This window comes from Pseudomonas sp. BRM28 (assembly GCF_002939405.1).
GTDB classification, from domain to species: domain Bacteria; phylum Pseudomonadota; class Gammaproteobacteria; order Pseudomonadales; family Pseudomonadaceae; genus Aquipseudomonas; species Aquipseudomonas palmensis.
Window position 1 is genome coordinate 2631014 of sequence record NZ_PEFV01000001.1, and the last position, 20112, is coordinate 2651125.

Consider the following 20112-nt stretch of genomic DNA (forward strand, 5'->3'; position numbering starts at 1 on the left):
GCCCTGTGCCAGGCCATTCGGGGAGCCCCGCAATGGCCTGGCAGCGTGTTGGCCGGTCTGCCGGCCCCTGCGGCCGACGACAGTTGACCGCTTCAGCATTGAAACCCGGCTTCAATCAGCCTAGCCTGCGCGGCATACCGTTGAAAGGAGCCCGTCATGCAAGGCGTTACCCGCAAGATCACCCAGGCCATTCTGTACGAAGTCATCGCGGTGGCCTGTGTCGCACCGGCCCTGGCGTTGGCCTTCGATGAGGGCATGGCCCATTCCACCGTGCTGTCGGTGATCATGTCGGGCATGGCCCTGGGCTGGAACATGCTCTACAACTACCTGTTCGAGTTCTGGGAGGCACGTCAGGCCCGACGCAGCCGCACCTTCGTACGGCGCCTGCTGCATGCCATCGGCTTCGAGGGCGGGCTGGTGCTGATCCTGCTGCCGGTGGTGGCCTGGTGGCTGGACATCAGCCTGTGGGCGGCACTGGGCACCAACCTTGCGCTGTTTGTGTTCTTCTTCGTGTACGCCTTCGTGTTCCAGTGGGGCTTCGACCGGGTGTTCGGCGTGCCCGAATCGGCGCACGAACGCGGCGTGCAAGCCTGCACGAGCGCAAAATGAATGATTGACTTGAAAAAGGCCCTGGGCTAGTTTCGCTGCCATGACCTTATTCGCAGCGTTGCCTTCGCACAGCATTATTACCGCCATTATCAGATTGGCGGGCTAGCGAGCACCTTGCACCTAACCCGCCCTGGAGGCGGGTTTTTCCTTTCTGACTCCTGGGCACTTCAAAAAAAACCAGGAGTCACCGATGACCAGCCTTACCGTCTGCCCCAGCACCTCGACCAGCGCCACCAGCCTGCTGTCGGACTACGTGCGAAGGATTCTTGCCGCACCGGTATATGACCTGGCCATCGAGACGCCCCTGCAGCCCGCCCGGGCGCTGTCCGAGGCCCTGGGCAACAACGTGCTGCTCAAGCGCGAAGACCTGCAGCCGACCTTTTCCTTCAAGATCCGCGGGGCCTACACCCGCCTCAGTCGCCTGAGCACCGAGCAGCGCGAGCGCGGGGTGATCACCGCGTCCGCCGGCAACCATGCCCAGGGCGTGGCGCTGGCCGCCCGTGAACTGGGCATGCGCGCCACCATCGTGATGCCCACCACCACTCCGGCGCTGAAGATCGAAGGGGTGCGCTCGCGTGGCGGCAATGTGGTGCTGCACGGTGACAGCTTCCCGCGGGCGCTGGCCCATGCGCTGCAACTGGCCCAGAGCGAAGGCGCCACGTTCGTGCCACCGTTCGACGACCCGGACGTGATTGCAGGGCAGGGCACCGTGGCCATGGAGATCCTGCGTCAGCAACCGGGCGAGCTGGACGCGATCTTCGTGCCGGTGGGCGGCGGCGGCCTGATCGCCGGCATCGCCGCCTACGTCAAGTACCTGCGCCCGCAGGTAAAGGTGATCGGCGTCGAGCCGCATGACTCTAACTGCCTGCAGGCCGCGCTGGCCGCTGGCGAGAGGGTGGTGCTGCCCCAGGTCGGCACCTTCGCCGACGGCGTGGCGGTTGCGCAGATCGGCGCGCATTGCTTCGAGGTGTGCCGGCATTACGTGGACGAAGTGGTCACGGTCAGCAGCGACGAGCTGTGCGCGGCCATCAAGGACATCTACGACGACACCCGCTCGATCACCGAGCCTTCCGGTGCGCTGGCGGTGGCCGGGATCAAGAAGTACGTGGCCAGCCGCGGTGTGACAGGCCAGACCCTGGTGGCAATCGACTCCGGTGCCAACGTCAACTTCGACCGCCTGCGCCATGTGGCCGAACGCGCCGAACTGGGCGAGCAGCGCGAGGCGGTCATCGCGGTGACCATCCCCGAGCAGCCGGGCAGCTTCCGCGCCTTTTGCCAGGCCCTGGGCCAGCGCCAGATCACCGAGTTCAACTACCGCTACCAGCCCGGCAAGGAGGCCCGCCTGTTCGTCGGCGTGCAGACCCACCCGCACACCGACCCGCGCGCGCAGTTGCTGGCCAGCCTGGCCGGGCAGGGCTATGAGGTGCTGGACCTGACCGAGAACGAGCTGGCCAAGTTGCATATCCGCCACACCGTGGGCGGCCACTCGGCCCCCTCGCTCGACGAGCGGGTGCTGCGCTTCGAGTTCCCGGAGCGTCCTGGCGCCTTGCTGGGCTTTCTGGAGCGCCTGGGCAAGCGCTGGAACATCAGCCTGTTCCACTACCGCAACCACGGGGCTGCCGAGGCGCGGGTGTTCGTGGCGCTGCAGGTGCCGGACGATGAGCTGGCGCAGTTGCCAGGCACCCTAGACGGCATGGGCTATCGCTACTGGGACGAGACCGACAACCCGGCCTATCGGCTGTTTCTTGGCTGACTTTGCGCTGGATCAACATGCCCTGCGGCCCACGGGCGGATCCTTGAGGCAGAGATATAAAGCCTGAGGAATACCGCCATGAGCAGCACGTTTTTCATCCCAGCCGTCAACATCATGGGCATCGACTGCCTGGACGAAGCCATGACCGCCATTGTCGGCTATGGCTTTGCCAAGGCGTTGATCGTCACCGATACCGGGCTGGCCAAGGCCGGCGTGGCACAGCGAATCGCCGAGCAGCTGGCGATGCGTGACATCGACTCGGTGGTGTTCGACGGCGCCAAGCCCAACCCGAGCATCGCCAACGTGGAGCAGGGCCTGGCGATGCTCAAGCGCGAGCACTGCGACTGCGTGATTTCGCTGGGCGGGGGTTCACCCCACGACTGCGCCAAGGGCATTGCCCTGTGTGCCACCAATGGCGGGCACATCGGCGACTACGAAGGGGTCGACCGCTCCGCCAAGCCGCAATTGCCGCTGATCGCGATCAATACCACGGCCGGTACGGCCAGCGAGATGACGCGCTTCTGCATCATCACCGACGAGGCACGCCACGTGAAAATGGCCATCGTCGACCGCAACGTCACCCCGTTACTGTCGGTGAACGACCCGGCGCTGATGGTCGGCATGCCCAGGTCGCTGACGGCGGCCACCGGTATGGATGCACTGACCCACGCCATCGAGGCCTATGTATCCACGGCGGCCACGCCGATCACCGACGCCTGCGCACTCAAGGCCATCGAGCTGATCAGCCGCAACCTGCGCCAGGCGGTGATCGACGGGCAGGACCTGACCGCGCGGGAGAACATGGCCTATGCGCAGTTCCTCGCCGGCATGGCGTTCAACAATGCTTCGCTGGGGTTCGTGCATGCGATGGCGCATCAGCTCGGTGGCTTCTACGACCTGCCGCACGGGGTGTGCAACGCGGTGCTGCTGCCCCATGTGCAGCGGTTCAATGCGGCGGTGAGCGCGGCGCGCCTGCGTGATGTGGCACAGGCGATGGGCGTGGCGGTGGAGGGGCTGAACGCGGCGCAGGGTGCCGATGCGGCGATCCAGGCCATCGTGCAACTGAGCGACGATATCGAGATCCCGCCAGGGCTGGAGGTGCTGGGTGCGCGGGTGGCGGATGTGCCGACCCTGGCGGCCAACGCGCTCAAGGATGCCTGCGGCCTGACCAACCCGCGGCGGGCCAGCCAGGCCGAGATCGCGGCGATCTTCAAGGCAGCCTTCTAGCGCATCTTCGCTGGCAAGCCAGCTTCCACAGGGTTCTGCGGTACAGCCAGAACCTGTGGGCTGGCTTTGCGGCGAAGCCGTCAGACCACCAGCGACAACAGCATGATGAAGATGATGCCCACCACCGACAGGATGGTTTCCATCATGCTCCAGGTCTTGAAGGTTTCGGCCACGGTCATGTTGAAGTACTGCTTGACCAGCCAGAAGCCCGCATCGTTGACATGCGACAGGATCAGCGAGCCGGCCCCCGTGGCCAGCACCAGCAGCTCGCGGTTCACGCCCGGTATCATGCCGATCACCGGGGCCACGATACCCGCACCGGTAATGGTCGCCACCGTCGCCGAGCCCGTGGCGATGCGAATCACCGCCGCCACCAGCCAGGCCAGCATGATCGGCGAGATCTGCGCCTGCACCGCCATCTGACCGATCACGTTGCCCACACCGGTATCCACCAGCATCTGCTTGAAGCCGCCCCCAGCCCCCACGATCAGCACGATTGCCGCCGTAGGCGCCAGGCTCTGGTCGAGCATCTTCATGATCTGCTGGCGGCTGAAGCCCTGGGCCGAGCCGAAGGTGTAGAAGGCCAGCAGCAGGGCGGCCAGCAGCGCCGTGATCGGGTGCCCGATCAGGTCCATCCACTGGCGAAAGATGTGCTCGGCCGGCAGTACCACGTCGGCGAAGGTCTTGAGCAGCATAAGGAACACCGGCAGCAGGATGGTTACCAGCGTGATGGCGAAGCTGGGCAGTTGCGTGCGCTCGGCTTCGCGGGCGATCTGGTCCATCAGCTCCTGGGACGGCGAGCCGGGGATGTACCGCGAAATGAACGTGCCGTACAGCGGCCCGGCGATGATCGCCGTGGGCAGCGCCACGATCAGCCCGTAGAAGATGGTCTTGCCGATGTCGGCGCCGAACACGCCGATGGCCAGCAGCGGGCCCGGGTGCGGCGGCACCAGTCCGTGCACCACCGACAGCCCGGCCAGCAGCGGAATGCCGATCTTGATCAGCGATACCCCGGTGCGCCGGGCCACGATGAACACCAGGGGTATCAGCAGCACGAAGCCGATTTCGAAGAACAGCGGGATGCCCACCAGGAAGGCGGCGAACATCATGGCCCAGTGCACCTTCTGCTTGCCGAAGGCGCGAATCAGGGTTTGCGCGATCTGGTCGGCGCCGCCGGAATCGGCCATCAGCTTGCCGAGCATGGTGCCCAGTGCCAGCACGATCCCGACAAAGCCGAGTACGCCCCCGAAGCCGTCCTGGAACGACTTCATCACTTTGGCTACCGGCATGCCGGAGGTCAGGCCCAGAAAGCCCGCGGCCAGGGTCAGCGCCACGAAAGGGTGCACCTTGAAGTGGGTGATCAGCAGCACCAGGCCGATGATGGTCACCAGTGCATCGAGCAAGAGGTAGGTATCAGTTGCCAGACCGAACATGGTTCAGTGCCTCGTATTGTCATTGTTGTGGGCGGAACTTTTACAGCGTGCAGCAGTCGAGACAGCGCTATCTTTGGTGAGCCGGAAAACTGCCGGAAAATCAGGCAGTTCGCGCCAGCGCCGACTCACCGCAGGGCTTTATCCAGGTGTCTACCTGACGGGCCAGCTGGGCGATGGGTTGGGTGGCGTCCAGGGTCAGGGTCAGGGTTTCGCCGCGCGGCGACTCCAGGGCGGCGAACTGGCTGTCGATCAGGCTTGCCGGCATGAAGTGGCCGGGGCGTGCCAGCACGCGGCGTTCGGCTTCCTGGGGCGTCAGTTCGAGGAACACGAAGCCCAGGTCGGGTACGGCGTGGCGCAGGGCGTCGCGGTAGCGCTTTTTCAGCGCCGAGCAGGTGAGGATCGGCCGTTCGCCGGCCTTGAGGGTGGCCTGCAGCTCTTCGCCCAGGCGGATCAGCCAGCCAGCGCGGTCGTCATCGTCAAGGGGAATGCCGGCGCTCATCTTCTGGATGTTGGCGGCAGGGTGAAAGGCATCGCCTTCGATCAGGCGGCCGCCGCTGCAATCGGCGATGGCAGAACCGACGCAGCTCTTGCCGCAGCCAGCCACGCCCATCACCACAATAGCGGACAGGGGAGAGTTCATCGGTACCTCCTGCGGGGCGAGATAGCGCTATCTTTGGCCGAGGCTGACAACGCCTCGGCGGCTTCCCACCCGGTTGTTATTGGTTTTGTAAAAGCAGTCTGGGCGCTCATCGCCGTGCACCTGCAGTTATGCATTGCCTGACGTCTGAGACAGCGCTACCTTAGTGCCCGTTCCCTTCTCTTTGCAAGCCGAAAAATAAAAGCCCCCATGACCCGCATTGGCTCCCGTACTACCGGTCGTCCCACCCTGGCTGAAGTGGCCAGGCTTTCCGGGGTTTCCCCGATCACCGCCTCGCGCGCCCTGCGCGGCATCAGCACGGTTGCCCCGGAACTGGTGCAGAAGGTCAAGGATGCTGCCGCAGCGCTGGGCTATGTCGCCAACCCGGCAGCCCGCGCGCTGGCGTCGGCACAGAGCCAGTCGGTGGTGGTGCTGATTCCGTCGCTGTCCAACCAGCTGTTCATCGAAACCCTCGAAGCCATCCACGACGTGATGCGCCCGCGCGGCCTTGAAGTGCTGATCGGCAACTTCCACTACGACGTGGCCGAAGAGGAGAACCTGATTCGCAACTACCTGGCCTACCAGCCGTGCGGCATGCTGCTCACCGGTTTTGACCGCACCGAGGCGTCGCAGCAGATGCTGGCCGCCAGTGGTGTGCCCTGCGTGCACATGATGGAGCTGGGTGGGCCGGACACGGCCACTTCGGTCGGGTTTTCCCAGCAGCAGGCCGGGCGCGCGGCTGCCCGGCACCTGATCGAACGCGGGCGGCGGCGTCTGGGCTTCATTGCCGCGCAGCTCGATCCGCGGGTGATGCAACGCGCCGACGGGTTCCGCCAGGCGCTCGACGATGCAGGGCTGTATGACCCGGCGCTGGAAATGCTCGCACCGCAGCCGTCATCCATCGGCCTGGGCGGCGAGCTGTTCAGCCAGTTGCTCGAGCGTCACCCGGAGGTGGACGGGCTGTTCTTCTGCAACGACGACCTGGCCCAGGGCGCGATTCTGCAGGCCTTGCGCCAGGGCATCGAGGTGCCGGGGCAGGTGGCGATGGTGGGCTTCAACGACCTGCCGGCATCGGCTCACCTGGTACCGCGCCTGACCTCCATTCGCACCCCGCGCGCTGCCGTGGGGCGGCAGGCTGCGCAGGCGCTGCTGGCGTTGCTCGACGGCAAGGGCGGGCAGCCGCGCACCCAGGACCTGGGCTTCGAACTGATGGTGCGCGAAAGCAGTTGACGTGGGGTGATAAACGGTGATGGCAGTTGGCTTGCAGGGTACAGAAGTGCATCTATGCTGAGCAAAAACCGCCAATGGAGTGGTAACCAATGTTTAACGCCCATCGCAAGTCTGACCTGGCTGAAATCGAGCGTTGCACCCAAGCGTTACACCACTCCAATGCCAAGCTTGCGGCCATAGGTCGCTCGATGGCCATGATCGAGTTCAGCCCCGACGGGGTGATTCTCGAAGCCAACGAGCGTTTCTGCTCCACCCTGGGCTATGCCGCCGAGGAGATCATCGGCAAGCACCACCGCATTTTCTGCGAGCCCGACTACGTCAAGAGCGATGCGTACCGCACCCTGTGGCGCGACCTGGCGCGGGGCGAGGCCCACAGCGGTACCTTTCTGCGGCGCGACAAGGCCGGGCACGATGTGTGGCTGGAGGCCAGCTACATGCCGGTGTTCGGCGCCAACCAGCAGGTCACCAGCGTGATCAAGGTCGCCTCCGACATCACCCGGCGGGTGGTCGAGGAGCATGAGAGCGACAGCCTGATCAATGCCATCAGCCGTTCCATGGCGATGGTCGAGTTCACCCCCGAAGGCAATGTGATCCGTGCCAACGAGAACTTCCTCAAGACCATGCATTACCGGGCCGAGGAGGTCATTGGCCAGCACCACAGCCTGTTCTGCCACCGCAGCGAAAGCGAGTCGAGCGCCTACAAGGCATTCTGGGCCTCGCTCAATCGCGGCGAGTACCATTCCCATCGTTTCGAGCGCAAGAACAAACTCGGGCAGATGGTGTACCTGGAAGCTTCCTACAACCCGATCTTCGATACCCGTGGCCGCCTGTACAAGGTGGTCAAGTTTGCCAGCGACATCACCCACCAGGTGTGTACCCAGCAGACGGCAGCCGAAGCGGCCCACGCCACCTCGGTGCAGAACGATGCCTGTGCGCGCAAGGGCTCGGAGGTGGTGCAGCATACGGTGCAGGTGATCGAGGAGATCTCCCGCGAGCTCAATGCCGCAGCCCGCAGCATCGATGCGGTGAGCAAGCAGTCGGAACTGATCGGGCAGATCGTGCAGACCATCCGCAGCATTGCCGACCAGACCAACCTGCTGGCCCTGAACGCCGCCATCGAGGCGGCGCGGGCAGGTGAGCACGGCCGCGGCTTTGCCGTGGTGGCCGACGAGGTGCGCAGCCTGGCGGCACGCACCAGCAAGGCGACCCTGGAGATCGTCGATGTGGTGCGCCAGAACCACGACCTTTCACTCAATGCGGTGGCCAGCATGCAGTCGAGCCTCAGCCGCACCGGGCTGGGGGTGGAACTGGCCAATGAGGCGGGGGAAGTGATCCTGGAAATCCAGCAGGGTTCGCAGCACGTGGTGGACGCCATCAGCCAGATCAACTCGACCCTGCAGCTGCACTGAGCCTCATCTCAACCGGCGGCGATGGATCGCTGCAGGTGTTCATGCAGATCCTTCAGGCTCTGTTCCAGCGCCGCCAGCAACGCCTCGATGGCCTTGTCCGGGGCCTTGCCGGTACAGGCCTGCTCCAGCGCATCGCAGTGCCCCACCAGGCCATGGGCCTTGAGCATCTTGGCGCCGCCCTTGATGCGGTGCGACAGGCTGCGCAGTTGCTGTCGACTCGCGCCTGAGCCCAGGGCACGCAACGCCTCGAGGTCTTCGGCGCTGCTGCGCTCCAGCTCCGTCAGCAGACGCTTGATCAGCCGTGGGTCACCCAGGGTCAGGTGCTTGAGGTTGTCGATGTTGAAACCGCTGTTGTCCTCGGCGCGGGGCTCGGGTGGCGCCTGCGGCTCGGGGGTATCCACCCCCGACAGGTGACGGCTCAAGGCGCCCAGGCCGATCGGCTTGAACAGGCAGTCATCCATGCCCGACGCCAGGCAGCGCTCGCGTTCGTCGGCCTGGGCGTTGGCGGTCAGGCCCAGGATCAGGCAGGGCGGGCGATTCGCCTGGGCTTCCTGGGCGCGAATCTCGCGCGCCAGCTGGTGGCCGTCCATGCCGGGCATGTTGCAGTCGGTGATCACGGCGTCGAAGCGCCCGGCCTGCCAGGCCTGCAGGCCGCCCGCGCCGTCGCTGGCCTGGGTCACCCGATGGCCCAGCACGCTCAGCTGCTTTTCCAGCAGCATGAGGTTGGCGGGGTAGTCGTCGACCACCAGGATGTTCAGCCGCTGGCTGGCCTGGGCCGTTGGCTCCTGGGCCGGTTCCTCGGGTTGACTGGCGGTGCTGGCCAGCATCAGCGGCAGGCTGACCGTGACCTGGGTGCCATGGCCCGGGGTGCTGTGCAGCTCCAGGCTGCCCTGCATCAGTTCGCACAGGGTCCGGCTGATCACCAGGCCCAGGCCGGTGCCCTGGCGAGCCGGCTGGCTGCCGGCCTGGATGAAGGGGTGGAACAGGCGCTGCTGGTCCGGCTGGCTGATGCCGATGCCGCTGTCCTCGACGGCCAGGTGCATGTGCACCTGCTTGCCGCACGGCGTGGGCTGGCACTGCAGGCGCACGCTGACGCCACCGCGCTCGGTGAACTTGATGGCATTGCCCAGCAGGTTGGACAGGATCTGGCGAAAACGCAGCGGGTCGATCTCCACCAGGGCGGCGGGGGGCTGCAGGTCCTGGGTCAGGCTGATGTCCTTGAGACGGGCGCTGCTTTCGAACACCTGCACGGTGCTGCGTACCAGCGCACCCAGGTCGGTGGGTTGTGGCGCCAGGCTCATGTGTCCGGATTCGATGCGGGCGATGTCCAGCACGTCGCCGATCAGCTCCAGCAGGCTGCTGGCCGAATCGAATGCCACCTGCAGGGAGTGCTCGTCGGTGCGGCCCTGTGCGGCATCCTTCAGGGCAAGCTCGAGCAGGCCGATCACCGCGTTCATGGGGGTGCGGATCTCGTGGCTCATGGTGGTCAGGAAGGTGCTCTTGGCGTGGTTGGCGCTGTCGGCCTGTTCCTTGGCCACATGCAGCTCTTCGAGCAGGTGTTCGCTGATGCGCAGCTGCAGTTGCAGGGCCTGCTCGGCCTCGGCGCGTTGCTGCATCAGCTTGCGCAGGTAACGGTTCCACAACGCTATGGCAAGCACCAGCGCCACCGCGATGCCCAGAATCTGCAGCACCAGCGAGCGGTAGTTGCGCCAGGGCGTGTCGCTGATCAGGGCGTTGATGCGCCAGCGATTGACCAGCTGGGTCATCTGCTCGGGCGGGATGCTGAGCAGGGATTTTTCCAATATCGCATGCAGTGGCGAAGAACGTTCGGTGGCGAAGGCGGCGAGGGCCGGGGTGTCGTCCAGCAGGGTGGCGATGCGCAGGCGGTCCTTGAACATGCGGCTGATGAAGTAGGCGGCGTTGATCTGCGAACTGAGCGCCGCGTCCGCGCGGCCCTGGGCCACGTACTCCATCAGTGCCAGCGGGTCGTCGACTTCGATCAGGCTGATGGCGGGATAGCGCTGGCGCAGTTCGGCGCTCACCGGTGTACCGCGAATGATCGCCAGGCGCTTGCCGTCGAGCTGGTCGGGGTGGCGGATCGATGTATCGCGCACGCTGGTCACCAGCACCCGCGGGTTGGCCAGGTAGGGCCGGGTGAAGGCCAGGGTTCTGGCGCGCTGCTCACCATAGTTGAGCGCGCCGACGACCTCGGCTTCGCCCTGTTCGACCATGCTGATCATGGTGGGCACCGAGTCGGTCTCGATGATCTGGAACTTCAGCCCGCTGCGCAGGCTGATCTGCGCCAGCACGTCGGCGGTGATGCCGCGAAAGTGCTGGTTTTCGTCGAAGAAGCTCAGGGGCGCGAAGTACTTGTTGATGACCACGCGCACGCTGGGGTGCTGCGCGATCCAGTGTCGCTCTTCGTCGGTCAGCGCGATGTCCGCCCGGTTGAGCAGGATGCTGCTCACGCCGCTGGTCCAGCGGCGCATCACGTTCAGCCGGTCGCTGTCGGTGATGCTGCCCAATGCCTTGTTCACCAGGTCCAGCAACGCGGTGTTCTCGCGCACCAGGGCAAAGCCGAAGGAAGAGCGCTGGGGTTTGACGTAGTGGGAGATCTGCAGGCTTTCGCGGTAGTTCTTGCCGATCAGGTAGTCGGAACTGATCGCGTCGCCGATGAATGCATCGGCCTGGCCCAGTGCCACCGCCGACAGGGCCGACATGGTCGAGGCGTACAGTTGCAGGTTCGCCCGGGGGTAGAGCTGGCGTACCAGCGACGGTGACAGGTAGTGTTCGACCATCGACAGCGTCAGCCCGTCGAGCGGGTCGTCTGGGTCATGGGTCACGCCGACGGGGGTCGCGATGATCGGCTGGTCGTCGGCGTAGGGCTGGCTCATCACCAGTGCGCTGTCGGCGGCTTCGTAGCCGTTGGCGCTGCCCAGCAGGTCGATCTGGCCACTGTGCAGGGCGGCGATGGCCTGGATACGGTTCGAGAACTGCAGCACCTGCACCGGGATCTTCAACTGCTCGCCGATCAGGCCGGCGAAGTCGGCGCTGACCCCTTCATAGTCGTGCTGGCTCACATTGATGTCGAAGGGCGGGTAGTCCGGCGCCGAGGTGCCCAGGCGCAGCACCTGCTTGTGCTTGAGCCACCGACGTTCGGCGAGGGTCAGCGGGGGTGGCGCACTGCTGCTGACCGAGCGCCCGAGCAGTTGCCGGGCAACCCCCGGCTCCTGTGCCATGGCGCTTATCGCCAGCCACTGCACCAGGCAGGCGAGCAGCAGGGCAGGCAGGCAACGCTTGGTCATGGGCGGCTCAGGTCAGTGCGTTGCGGTTGGCCACATCGATCAACTCAACCAGCGATACCACCCCGAGCTTTTCCATGATGCGGGTCTTGTAGGTGCTGATGGTCTTGGCGCTGAGGATCATCGCCGTAGCGATTTCGCCGTTGCTGGCGCCCTTGGCCAACTGGCGCAGCACCTCGAACTCACGGTTGGACAGCTTGTCCAGGCGCTGGAGTTCCGAGCTTGACCGGTCATTGAAGCGTGACGCATCGGGCAGGTAGGAGTAGCCGTTGAGCACGGCCTTGAGGGCGGCGCTCAGGATATCGAGGTCTTCGTCCTTGCGCACGAATGCCGAAGCACCGGACTCGATGCAACGGCGGGCGAACAGCCGGGGTGGGCGGCCGGTCAGTACCAGGATACGTGGCGGGTTGGTCAACTGGCTGAGCCGCTCCAGCACGCTCAGGCCATCCAGGCGTGGCAGCCCCAGATCGAGGATCACCACGTCAGGCTGCAGCTTGCGCGCCAGTTCGACGGCACTGGCGCCGTCTCGGGCTTCACCGACGATGTTGTAGCCATCGCGCTCCAGCAGGGTGCGGATGGCGAAGAGGATGGTGGTGTGGTCATCAACGATCAAGACTTTGGGCATCGCGCAACTCCTTGTCAGAGAGGTGATCCAGGCCCCGAACCGTTCGGGGCGACGCCTGCCCAGGCTCTGGCAAGGCGGCCAAGATACGTGGAAACGCTCAGCAGGAGTACGTCCAGTATAGAAGTGAGGAAGAAATCAGTTCGATTAGAGGATTTTTCTTACAAGGCGCTCGAAAGTTCTGTAGCCGATTTCCTATCGTCTGGGCCGGTTATCGCTAGCAGAGGCGGTTGAATTGGCAGGCGCGCCCATGGGAACGCGCCGGGCATCGGGCCGGGAGGGCCGCCGTCAATGGCCGTCAAGGTCGGTACAGGTGCGCATGCCCGGCGCGGTAGAGCGCCGACTCGCTGAAGGTATCGCTGCCCAATACCCGGCCCACCAGGATCAGTGCGGTGCGTCGAAAGCCCTTGGCCTGCACCCGTTGCACGATGTCGTCCAGGCTGCCCAGCACCCAGTCCTGATCTGGCCAGGTGGCGCGGTGCACCACGGCGATCGGGCAATCGCTGCCGTAATGCGGGCGCAGTTCCTCGACGATTCTGGCCAGGTGCTTGACCCCCAGGTGAATGGCCAGGGTTGCCTGGTGGCTGGCCAGGCTCCCCAGCGATTCGCCCGGCGGCATCGGTGAGGTGTCGCCGTAGCGCGTCAGGATCACGCTCTGGGCGATGTCCGGCAGGGTCAGCTCGCATTCGAGCAGGGCGGCACTGGCAGCCACGGCGGTCACGCCGGGGATGATCTGGAACGGGATACCCAGTTCACGCAGGTGGCGGATCTGTTCGCCGATCGCACCGTACAGCCCCGGGTCGCCGCTGTGTACGCGGGCCACATCCTGGCCGTTGGCGTGGGCCGTGCGCATCAGCTCGATGATCTGCCCCAGGTGCAGTTCGGCGCTGTTGATCACGGTTTCGGCGCGGTGGCCTTCGAGCACGGCGGCGGGCACCAGCGAGCCGGCATAGATGATCACCGGGCAGCTGTGGATCAGGCGCTGGCCCTTGACGGTGATCAGCTCGGGGTCGCCCGGGCCGGCACCGATGAAATAGACGGTCATGATGAATCCTTGGAAAGATTGCGCGGCATTATCCGTCAAACGGCGGGGCCCAGGCCAATGCCAGGGTGGCGGCGCCTTGCACGGTGCGTGGCAGGCGCAGTGCGGCATTGGCGCCGCCGCGTTGCTCGGCCAGGGCCAGCGCGGCGCTTTCGGCCACCCCATGGCAGCCGCTGAGGGCGAACGCCGTGGGCGAACGGTGGCTCAGGCGGCTTTCGAAGGGGGCCAGTTGCGCGGCCGAAAAGAACACCAGCGGCAACCCCAGTTGCCTTGCCAGTTCATGCAGGCCGGGTTCGTCGGCCTTGAGGTCGATGCTGGCCAGCCCGGCGAGGGCAGAGGCGGGCAGGTGATGGGCGAACAGGGTCTGCTGGAGCAGGGCGGCCAGTTCGCGGGCCGGGCAGCCGCGACGACAGCCCAGCCCGGCATACAACTGCATCAGGCTGGCTGGCGACGGTACAGCCAGGCACTGAGCAGGCCCAGGGCCAGCCAGAACGCGGCATTGGTCAACAGCGACGCCACCTTGAACTGCGCCTCCAGTGCTTGCGGCGCCAGGCTCTCGTGCACCTCCGGCTGCGGCGCACCGATCACGTGCGGAACAACCAGCAATGCCACACCCAGCGCCTTGAGCAGCCAGTTGTGCGCAAACACGATCAGGGCCAGGCCGGCAGCGGTGGCAGCCGCGGCGCCCACCCACCACAGTTGACGCTGCGCCAGGTCGGCGGCGGCAGTGCCCGGCAGCTCTGGCGGCAGCCCGAGGGTGGGCGCCAGGCAGAATACCGCGAACCCGGCAAGCCCCCAGGCTGCGCCGGTGGCGGTACGGCCCGGCGCACGCAGGGTGTACAGCGCAGCCAGGATCAGGGCAAAGCCGACCGCCACCACCAGGTTGCCACCGGTGGTCGACAGCACGCGCTGCCAGCCGTCTTCAGGCGACCAGGCCTCGGCATCGTGGTGGTGGCCTTCACCCGCGGCGTCGGCATGCTCATGGGTTTGGGCGGCCGGTGCCGGGTTCTCGTAGGTTTCGGCCTGCAGAATCAGCGGTGCGACCCAGAAGCTTTGCAGCAGGGTCAGCAGCAGGGCGGCGAGCAGGCCGGTAAAGCCTGCGGTGCGGGCAATGCGCTTGATCATCGGGGCAGGTCTCAGTGGCAAGGGAACGCGGCGCTGTGGCGGGTATCGTGGGCAGCGTTGTGCACCGCCTCGATGTGCGAGAAGCCGGCGAAGTAGACCAGGCAAAGGCCCAGCAGCGAGGCACCGATGGCGACGGCCAGGCGCTGGCTGAGGGTAGTGGGGGTGACGAGGGGCTGGCTGGCGGTACTGATGGGCATGGCGCGTTCCTTTTGCTGTTGTCGTGTCGTCGGGGCTATCGGCAACAGGCAAGCGCGGCCAACCCCTGCGCGAGGCTCGCCCAGGGGTTCAACAGCGCCCGCCCACCGCGGGTTTGTCATGACTGTATCGGGCCGGTCTCCGGGCTTGCGAGGGCTGGCAGCATGCTCAGCCTGAGGGCGTCACCTTCCCATGCCGCACAGCTGGCACAGTGGTAAAGACGCTTTCCTCGCTTACCGTTGCGGGGGCAGCACCGGATTTGTCGCTGCTTCTTTGCAGAAGCGGCTGACGCACCGGTTTCCCGTTTCACCTTGTAAAAAGGCACCCGAACGAATGCGGCTAGCAAATCATGCGCGCCGGCATCCGTCAATACAGCGGTTGACCTGCCCCGGACCACTGCGTAGCCTAGCCGCTTCGAGGTTCTGCGGCCCTGGCTGCAGCTAAGACGGGAATACGGTTCAAGCCGTGGCTGCCCCCGCAACTGTAAGCGTTGAACGGCATCGGCCGTGCCACTGCCCCGGGCGGGAAGGCGTCGATGCAGCCGGCAGGCGTGCCGGCACAGCGCGAGCCAGGAGACCTGCCTCGAACAGTTTCCGACTTTCAACCGGGCGGGGTGATCCGGTGGCGAATGCGCTCAGGCAGCAAGGCTCCTGCGGCTCTCGTCCTGCATGCCCGCCATCCTGCCAAGGGCACCCCCATGAAAACACTGGCCAAACTCCCCGTCACCATCGTTACCGGCTTCCTCGGCTCGGGCAAGACCACCTTGCTGCGGCACATGCTCGACAACGCCCAGAGCCGCCGCATCGCGGTGATCGTCAACGAGTTCGGCGAGCTGGGCATCGATGGCGAGATCCTCAAGCAGTGCAGCATCGGCTGCACCGAGGAAGAAGCCAGCGGGCGCGTCTACGAACTGGCCAACGGCTGCCTGTGCTGCACCGTGCAGGAAGAGTTCTTCCCGGTGATGCGCGAGCTGGTGGCGCGCCGTGGCGACCTGGACCATATCCTCATCGAAACCAGCGGCCTGGCGCTGCCCAAGCCGCTGGTGCAAGCCTTCCAGTGGCCGGAAATCCGCAACGCCTGCACGGTCGATGCGGTGATCACCGTGGTCGACAGCCCGGCCGTGGCTGCCGGCACCTTCGCTGCCTACCCCGACCAGGTGGACGCCCAGCGCAAGCTCGACCCGAACCTGGACCACGAGTCCCCACTGCACGAACTGTTTGCCGACCAACTGGCCAGCGCCGACCTGGTGGTGCTGAACAAGGCTGACCTGATCGCTGCCGACGACCTGGCCAGGGTGCGCGCCGAGGTGGCCGAGGAACTGCCGCCTGCGGTCAAGGTGGTGGAGGCCAGCAGCGGCCGCCTGCCGTTGGACGTATTGCTGGGGCTGGGCGCCGAATCCGAGCAGCACATCGACGCGCGCCGTACCCACCACGATTCGCACCATGACGGCGATGACGACCACGACGATCACGACCATGATGCTTTCGACTCCATCTCCATCGAGTTGCCCCAGGCCGACGAAAGCCTGCTGCTCGATGCCCTGACCCAACTGGTGGTGCAGCACGGCATCCTGCGCGTGAAGGGCTTCGCGGCCATTCCGGGCAAGCCGATGCGTCTGCTGGTGCAGGGCGTGGGTACGCGCTTCGACAAGCACTTCGACCGCGCCTGGCGCAGCGACGAGCCACGTACCACGCGCCTGGTGCTGATCGGCCAGGACCTAGACGCCGTGCAACTCGAAGCCAGCCTGCGCGCCGCACTGGGCGCCTGACCCATGCACCTGCTGCGGACCCAGCCCGGCGGCTTTGTGCCGGACGACAGCATCGCCGACCTCGGCCAGACCCCCGCCGACCTGGTGATTCTCTGCAGCGGTGATTCGCACCTGGCACTGCTGGCCGAAACCGCCCAGCAGTTGCCGGACGACTACCCCAGCCTGCGCCTGGCCAACCCGATGCAGGTGCAGAACCATGCTTCGGTCGACCTGTATGTGGACGAAGTGCTGCGCCATGCCAAGGTCATCCTGGTGTCGCTGCACGGCGGCATCGGTTACTGGCGCTATGGCGTGGAGCAACTGGTGGCGCTGGCGGGGCGGGGCGTGCAACTGATCCTGGTGCCGGGCGACGACCGCCCGGACCCTGAGCTGACCAGCCTGAGCACGGTGCCCCCTGCCCAGGCCGAACGGTTGTGGCACTACCTGCGCCAGGGCGGCAAGGCCAATGCGCTGAACCTGTTCCAGTGCCTGGCCAGCCAATGGCTGGGCCGCGACTACCGTTGGGACGAGCCGCAGCAGTTGCCGCGCACCAGTGTCTATCACCCGCAACACCCCCAGGCGAGCGTGGACAGCTGGCGTGCCCTGTGGCAGCCCGGCCAGCCCGTGACGCCGATCATCTTCTACCGCTCGCACCTGCAGGCCGCCAACACGGGGTTCATCGATGCGTTCTGCGAGCGTCTGCAAGGCGCGGGGCTCAACCCGCTGCCGATTGCCGTGGCCAGCCTCAAGGAGGCAGCCTGCCTGGACCAGGTCGAGCAATGGCTGGACCAGGTCGACGCGGCCCTGATCATCAACACCACAGGCTTCGCCCAGTCCAGCCCGCAGCAGCCGCATTTGCGCCCGTTCCGGCGCGACATCCCGGTGCTGCAGGCCATCTGCGCACAGGACAACCAGCCGGCCTGGGAGGCCAGCGAACAGGGCCTGGGGGCCCGCGACCTGGCCATGCACATTGCCCTGCCGGAACTGGACGGGCGCATCATCAGCCGGCCGATCAGCTTCAAGGACCTGGCCTGGCGCAGCGAACGCAGCCAGTCGGACGTGGTGTGCTACAAGCCGCACCTGGAGCGCATGGATTTTGTTGCGGAACTGGCCCGGCGCTGGTGCGAGCTGGCGCGCCTGGACAACCCGCAAAAACGCGTGGCGCTGATTCTGGCCAACTACCCGACCCGCGACGGGCGCATCGGCAACGGTGTGGGGCTGGACACCCCGGCGGCGGCGCTCAACATACTGCGCGCCATGCAGGCCCAAGGCTACCCGGTAGGGCCGTTGCCAGACAGTGGCACGGCGCTGATCCAGGCCCTGCTCGGCGGGGTCAGCAACGACCTCGACACGCTCGACCAGCGCCCCTGTGCGCAGAGCATGGCGCTGGACGATTACCGCGCCGCCTTCGCCCTGTTGCCCCAGGCCAACCAGCAGGCGGTGCGCGAGCGCTGGGGCGAGCCGGAGCAGGACCCGATGTTCCGCAGCGGGCGCATGATGGTCGCCGGCCTGCGCCTTGGCCTGACCTTCGTCGGTATCCAGCCGGCGCGCGGTTATCAGGTCGACCCCAGTGCGGTGTACCACGATCCCGACCTGGTGCCGCCGCATGGCTACCTGGCGTTCTACTTCTGGCTGCGCCACGCCTATGCCGCCGATGCGCTGATCCACGTGGGCAAGCACGGCAACCTGGAGTGGCTGCCGGGCAAGGGCGTCGGCCTGTCAGCCGGGTGCTGGCCGGACGCGTTGCTGGGGCCGCTGCCGAACATCTACCCGTTCATCGTCAACGACCCGGGCGAGGGCGCCCAGGCCAAGCGCCGCACCCAGGCGGTGATCATCGACCACCTGATGCCGCCGTTGACCCGCGCCGAAACCTACGGGCCGTTGCGCGACCTGGAACTGCTGGCCGACGAGTACTACGAGGCGCAACTGCTGGACCCGCGCCGGGCCCGTGAACTGCAGCGCGACATCCTCAACCTGGTGCGCGACAACCACATCGACCGCGAGCTGCAGCTGGAAGGCGCGCTGGACGATGCGGCGGTGTGGCTGCCGCGCCTGGACACCTACCTGTGCGACCTCAAGGAGTCGCAGATTCGCGACGGCCTGCATGTGTTCGGCCAATCGCCGGACGGTCGCCTGCGGATCGACACGCTGCTGGCCCTGCTGCGGGTGGAACGTGGTGATGGGCGCGGCCCCAATGCCAGCCTGCTGCGCGCCCTGGCCCGCGGCCTGGGGCTGGGCTTCGACCCGCTGGACTGCGACCTGGGCCTTGCCTGGGAAGGGCCACGGCCGCCGAGCCTGGCACAGGTGAGCAGCGAGGCCTGGCGGACCAACGGCGACACCCGCGAGCGGCTTGAACTGTATGCCGCCCGCCTGATCGAGCAGACCCTCGACGGGGCGCCGGCCAGCCACCAGCACAGCGCCGACGTCGAGGCCGTGCTGCAGGCGCTGCGGGCCCAGGTGGCGCCGCAGCTGGATGCCTGCGGCCCGGCCGAAATGCAGGGCCTGCTGGCGGCGCTGGACGGGCGTTTCGTGCCGGCGGGGCCGAGCGGGGCGCCCAGCCGCGGGCGCCTGGACGTGCTGCCCACCGGCCGCAACTTCTACACCGTGGATGTGCGCAACCTGCCCACCGCCACGGCATGGCGCATCGGTTTCGCCTCGGCCAACCTGATTCTGGAACGCCACCTGCAGGACCACGGCGACCACCTGCGCCAGCTCGGCCTGTCGGTATGGGGCACGGCCACCATGCGCACCGGCGGCGACGACATCGCCCAGGCCATGGCCCTGCTCGGCGTACGCCCGGTATGGGCCAGCGGCAGCCAGCGGGTGGACGACTTCGAGATCCTGCCGGTGAGCCTGCTGGATCGCCCACGGGTAGACGTGACCCTGCGCGTTTCGGGGTTCTTCCGCGATGCGTTCGGCAACCTGATCAAGCTGTTCGACGCGGCGGTGCAGGCCGTGGCGGCACTGGATGAGCCGGATGACCTCAACCCCCTGGCGGCCAAGGTGCGCAGCGAGCGTGCCGAACTGCTGGCCGCTGGCCTGAGCCCCGAGCAGGCCGAGCGCCAGGCGGGCTGGCGGGTGTTCGGCTCCAAGCCCGGTGCCTACGGCGCCGGGGTGCAGAACGCCATTGACGGCCGTCTGTGGCACAGCCGTGAAGACCTTGCCGAGGTCTACCTCAACCATGGCGCGTATGCCTATGGCGCCTCGGACGACGGCACCGCCGCGCGCGAACCCTTTGCCCGGCGCCTGAGCCAGGTGCAGGCGGTGCTGCAGAACCAGGACAACCATGAGCACGACCTGCTCGATTCCAACGACTACTACCAGTTCCAGGGCGGCATGCTCGCGGCGGCAGAAAGTCTGGCCGGTGCCGGCGTTGCCAGTTACCACGGCGATCACAGCCAGCCGGATCGCCCGCGCATTCGCACCCTCAAGGAAGAACTGAACCGGGTGATCCGTGCGCGTGCGCTCAACCCCAAGTGGATCGACGGGGTCAAGCGCCATGGCTACAAGGGCGCGTTCGAGATGGCCGCGACGGTCGACAACCTGTTCGCCTTCGATGCCACCACGCACCTGATCGATGATCATCATTACCAGTCGCTGGCCGAGGCCTATGTGCTCGATGCCGCGACCCGTGAGTTTATCCGCCAGCACAACCCCGAGGCCCTGCGCGACATCACCGAACGTTTGCTGGAGGCCCAGCAGCGCGGGCTGTGGCAGGCACCGGGCGAGTACCGCCAGGCCCTGGAAGAGCAACTGCTGGACGCAGAGGAATAAGCCAGAC

Annotated in this window: 14 protein-coding genes, 2 pseudogenes and 2 riboswitches; of the genes and pseudogenes, 8 read left to right on the forward strand and 8 right to left on the reverse strand. The window is 66.3% G+C overall.

Translation table 11 applies throughout. The features are described from left to right. The first annotated feature begins 156 nt into the window (after positions 1-156). From CR917_RS12550 to yiaY, 3 genes are all read left to right on the forward strand, one after another. Entirely contained in the window at positions 157-609 is a 453-nt protein-coding gene (locus CR917_RS12550; RefSeq protein ID WP_043861441.1) for a PACE efflux transporter, read from the forward strand. 190 nt (positions 610-799) lie between these two features. Beyond that, complete coding sequence (gene ilvA, locus CR917_RS12555; protein WP_043861442.1) at positions 800-2362, forward strand: threonine ammonia-lyase, biosynthetic; 1563 nt, start codon at positions 800-802, stop codon at positions 2360-2362. 78 nt (positions 2363-2440) lie between these two features. Beyond that, a complete protein-coding gene (gene yiaY / locus CR917_RS12560; RefSeq protein ID WP_104572373.1) occupies positions 2441-3589 on the forward strand; it encodes an L-threonine dehydrogenase in 1149 nt (382 codons plus the stop codon). A gap of 80 nt (positions 3590-3669) precedes the next feature. On the opposite strand, the gene CR917_RS12565 is transcribed toward yiaY, so the two are convergent. Further along, positions 3670-5022, reverse strand: coding sequence for a GntP family permease (locus tag CR917_RS12565; RefSeq protein WP_043861444.1), 1353 nt, complete (start codon positions 5020-5022; stop codon positions 3670-3672). A 100-nt stretch (positions 5023-5122) separates the two neighbouring features. Further along, positions 5123-5662, reverse strand: coding sequence for a gluconokinase (locus tag CR917_RS12570; RefSeq protein WP_104572374.1), 540 nt, complete (start codon positions 5660-5662; stop codon positions 5123-5125). Between the two features lie 207 nt (positions 5663-5869). Between CR917_RS12570 and CR917_RS12575 the strand changes: the two genes are divergently transcribed. From CR917_RS12575 to CR917_RS28080, 3 genes and pseudogenes are all read left to right on the forward strand, one after another. Next, on the forward strand, positions 5870-6889 hold the full coding sequence (locus CR917_RS12575) for a LacI family DNA-binding transcriptional regulator (RefSeq protein ID WP_054914573.1): 1020 nt from the start codon (positions 5870-5872) through the stop codon (positions 6887-6889). A gap of 89 nt (positions 6890-6978) precedes the next feature. Continuing rightward, positions 6979-7761: pseudogene (locus tag CR917_RS28075) on the forward strand (PAS domain-containing protein); the annotation flags it as partial. 120 nt (positions 7762-7881) lie between these two features. Beyond that, positions 7882-8298 (forward strand): annotated as a pseudogene (locus CR917_RS28080) (methyl-accepting chemotaxis protein); the annotation flags it as partial. 8 nt (positions 8299-8306) lie between these two features. On the opposite strand, the gene CR917_RS12585 reads toward CR917_RS28080, so the two are convergent. The 6 genes from CR917_RS12585 to CR917_RS12610 all read right to left on the reverse strand — a co-directional run bounded on the left by CR917_RS12585 (position 8307) and on the right by CR917_RS12610 (position 14586). Continuing rightward, positions 8307-11603 (reverse strand): transporter substrate-binding domain-containing protein, encoded by a 3297-nt coding sequence (locus tag CR917_RS12585; RefSeq protein ID WP_104572375.1) that lies wholly within the window; start codon positions 11601-11603, stop codon positions 8307-8309. A 7-nt stretch (positions 11604-11610) separates the two neighbouring features. Beyond that, entirely contained in the window at positions 11611-12225 is a 615-nt protein-coding gene (locus CR917_RS12590) for a response regulator transcription factor (RefSeq protein WP_043861449.1), read from the reverse strand. 295 nt (positions 12226-12520) lie between these two features. Beyond that, positions 12521-13267, reverse strand: a complete 747-nt coding sequence (cobM, locus tag CR917_RS12595; RefSeq protein ID WP_043861450.1) for a precorrin-4 C(11)-methyltransferase — start codon at positions 13265-13267, stop codon at positions 12521-12523. A 28-nt stretch (positions 13268-13295) separates the two neighbouring features. Further along, positions 13296-13700 carry a cobalamin biosynthesis protein gene (locus CR917_RS12600; protein ID WP_054914569.1) on the reverse strand — a complete coding sequence of 135 codons (405 nt, stop codon included), beginning with the start codon at positions 13698-13700 and terminating at the stop codon, positions 13296-13298. Continuing rightward, positions 13700-14389: a CbtA family protein gene (locus tag CR917_RS12605; RefSeq protein ID WP_054914568.1), complete on the reverse strand. Its 690-nt coding sequence runs from the start codon at positions 14387-14389 to the stop codon at positions 13700-13702. The genes CR917_RS12600 and CR917_RS12605 overlap by 1 nt, the downstream gene beginning before the upstream one ends. 11 nt (positions 14390-14400) lie before the next feature. Next, positions 14401-14586: a CbtB domain-containing protein gene (locus CR917_RS12610; protein ID WP_043861453.1), complete on the reverse strand. Its 186-nt coding sequence runs from the start codon at positions 14584-14586 to the stop codon at positions 14401-14403. Between the two features lie 112 nt (positions 14587-14698). Further along, positions 14699-14928: riboswitch (cobalamin riboswitch) on the reverse strand. Between the two features lie 56 nt (positions 14929-14984). Next, positions 14985-15184: riboswitch (cobalamin riboswitch) on the forward strand. Positions 15185-15281: 97 nt separating this feature from the next. On the opposite strand from CR917_RS12610, the gene cobW reads away from it, so the two are divergent. Further along, a complete protein-coding gene (gene cobW / locus CR917_RS12615; protein WP_104572376.1) occupies positions 15282-16352 on the forward strand; it encodes a cobalamin biosynthesis protein CobW in 1071 nt (356 codons plus the stop codon). A 3-nt stretch (positions 16353-16355) separates the two neighbouring features. Then, on the forward strand, positions 16356-20105 hold the full coding sequence (gene cobN / locus CR917_RS12620; RefSeq protein ID WP_104572377.1) for a cobaltochelatase subunit CobN: 3750 nt from the start codon (positions 16356-16358) through the stop codon (positions 20103-20105). The last annotated feature ends 7 nt before the right edge of the window (positions 20106-20112 follow it).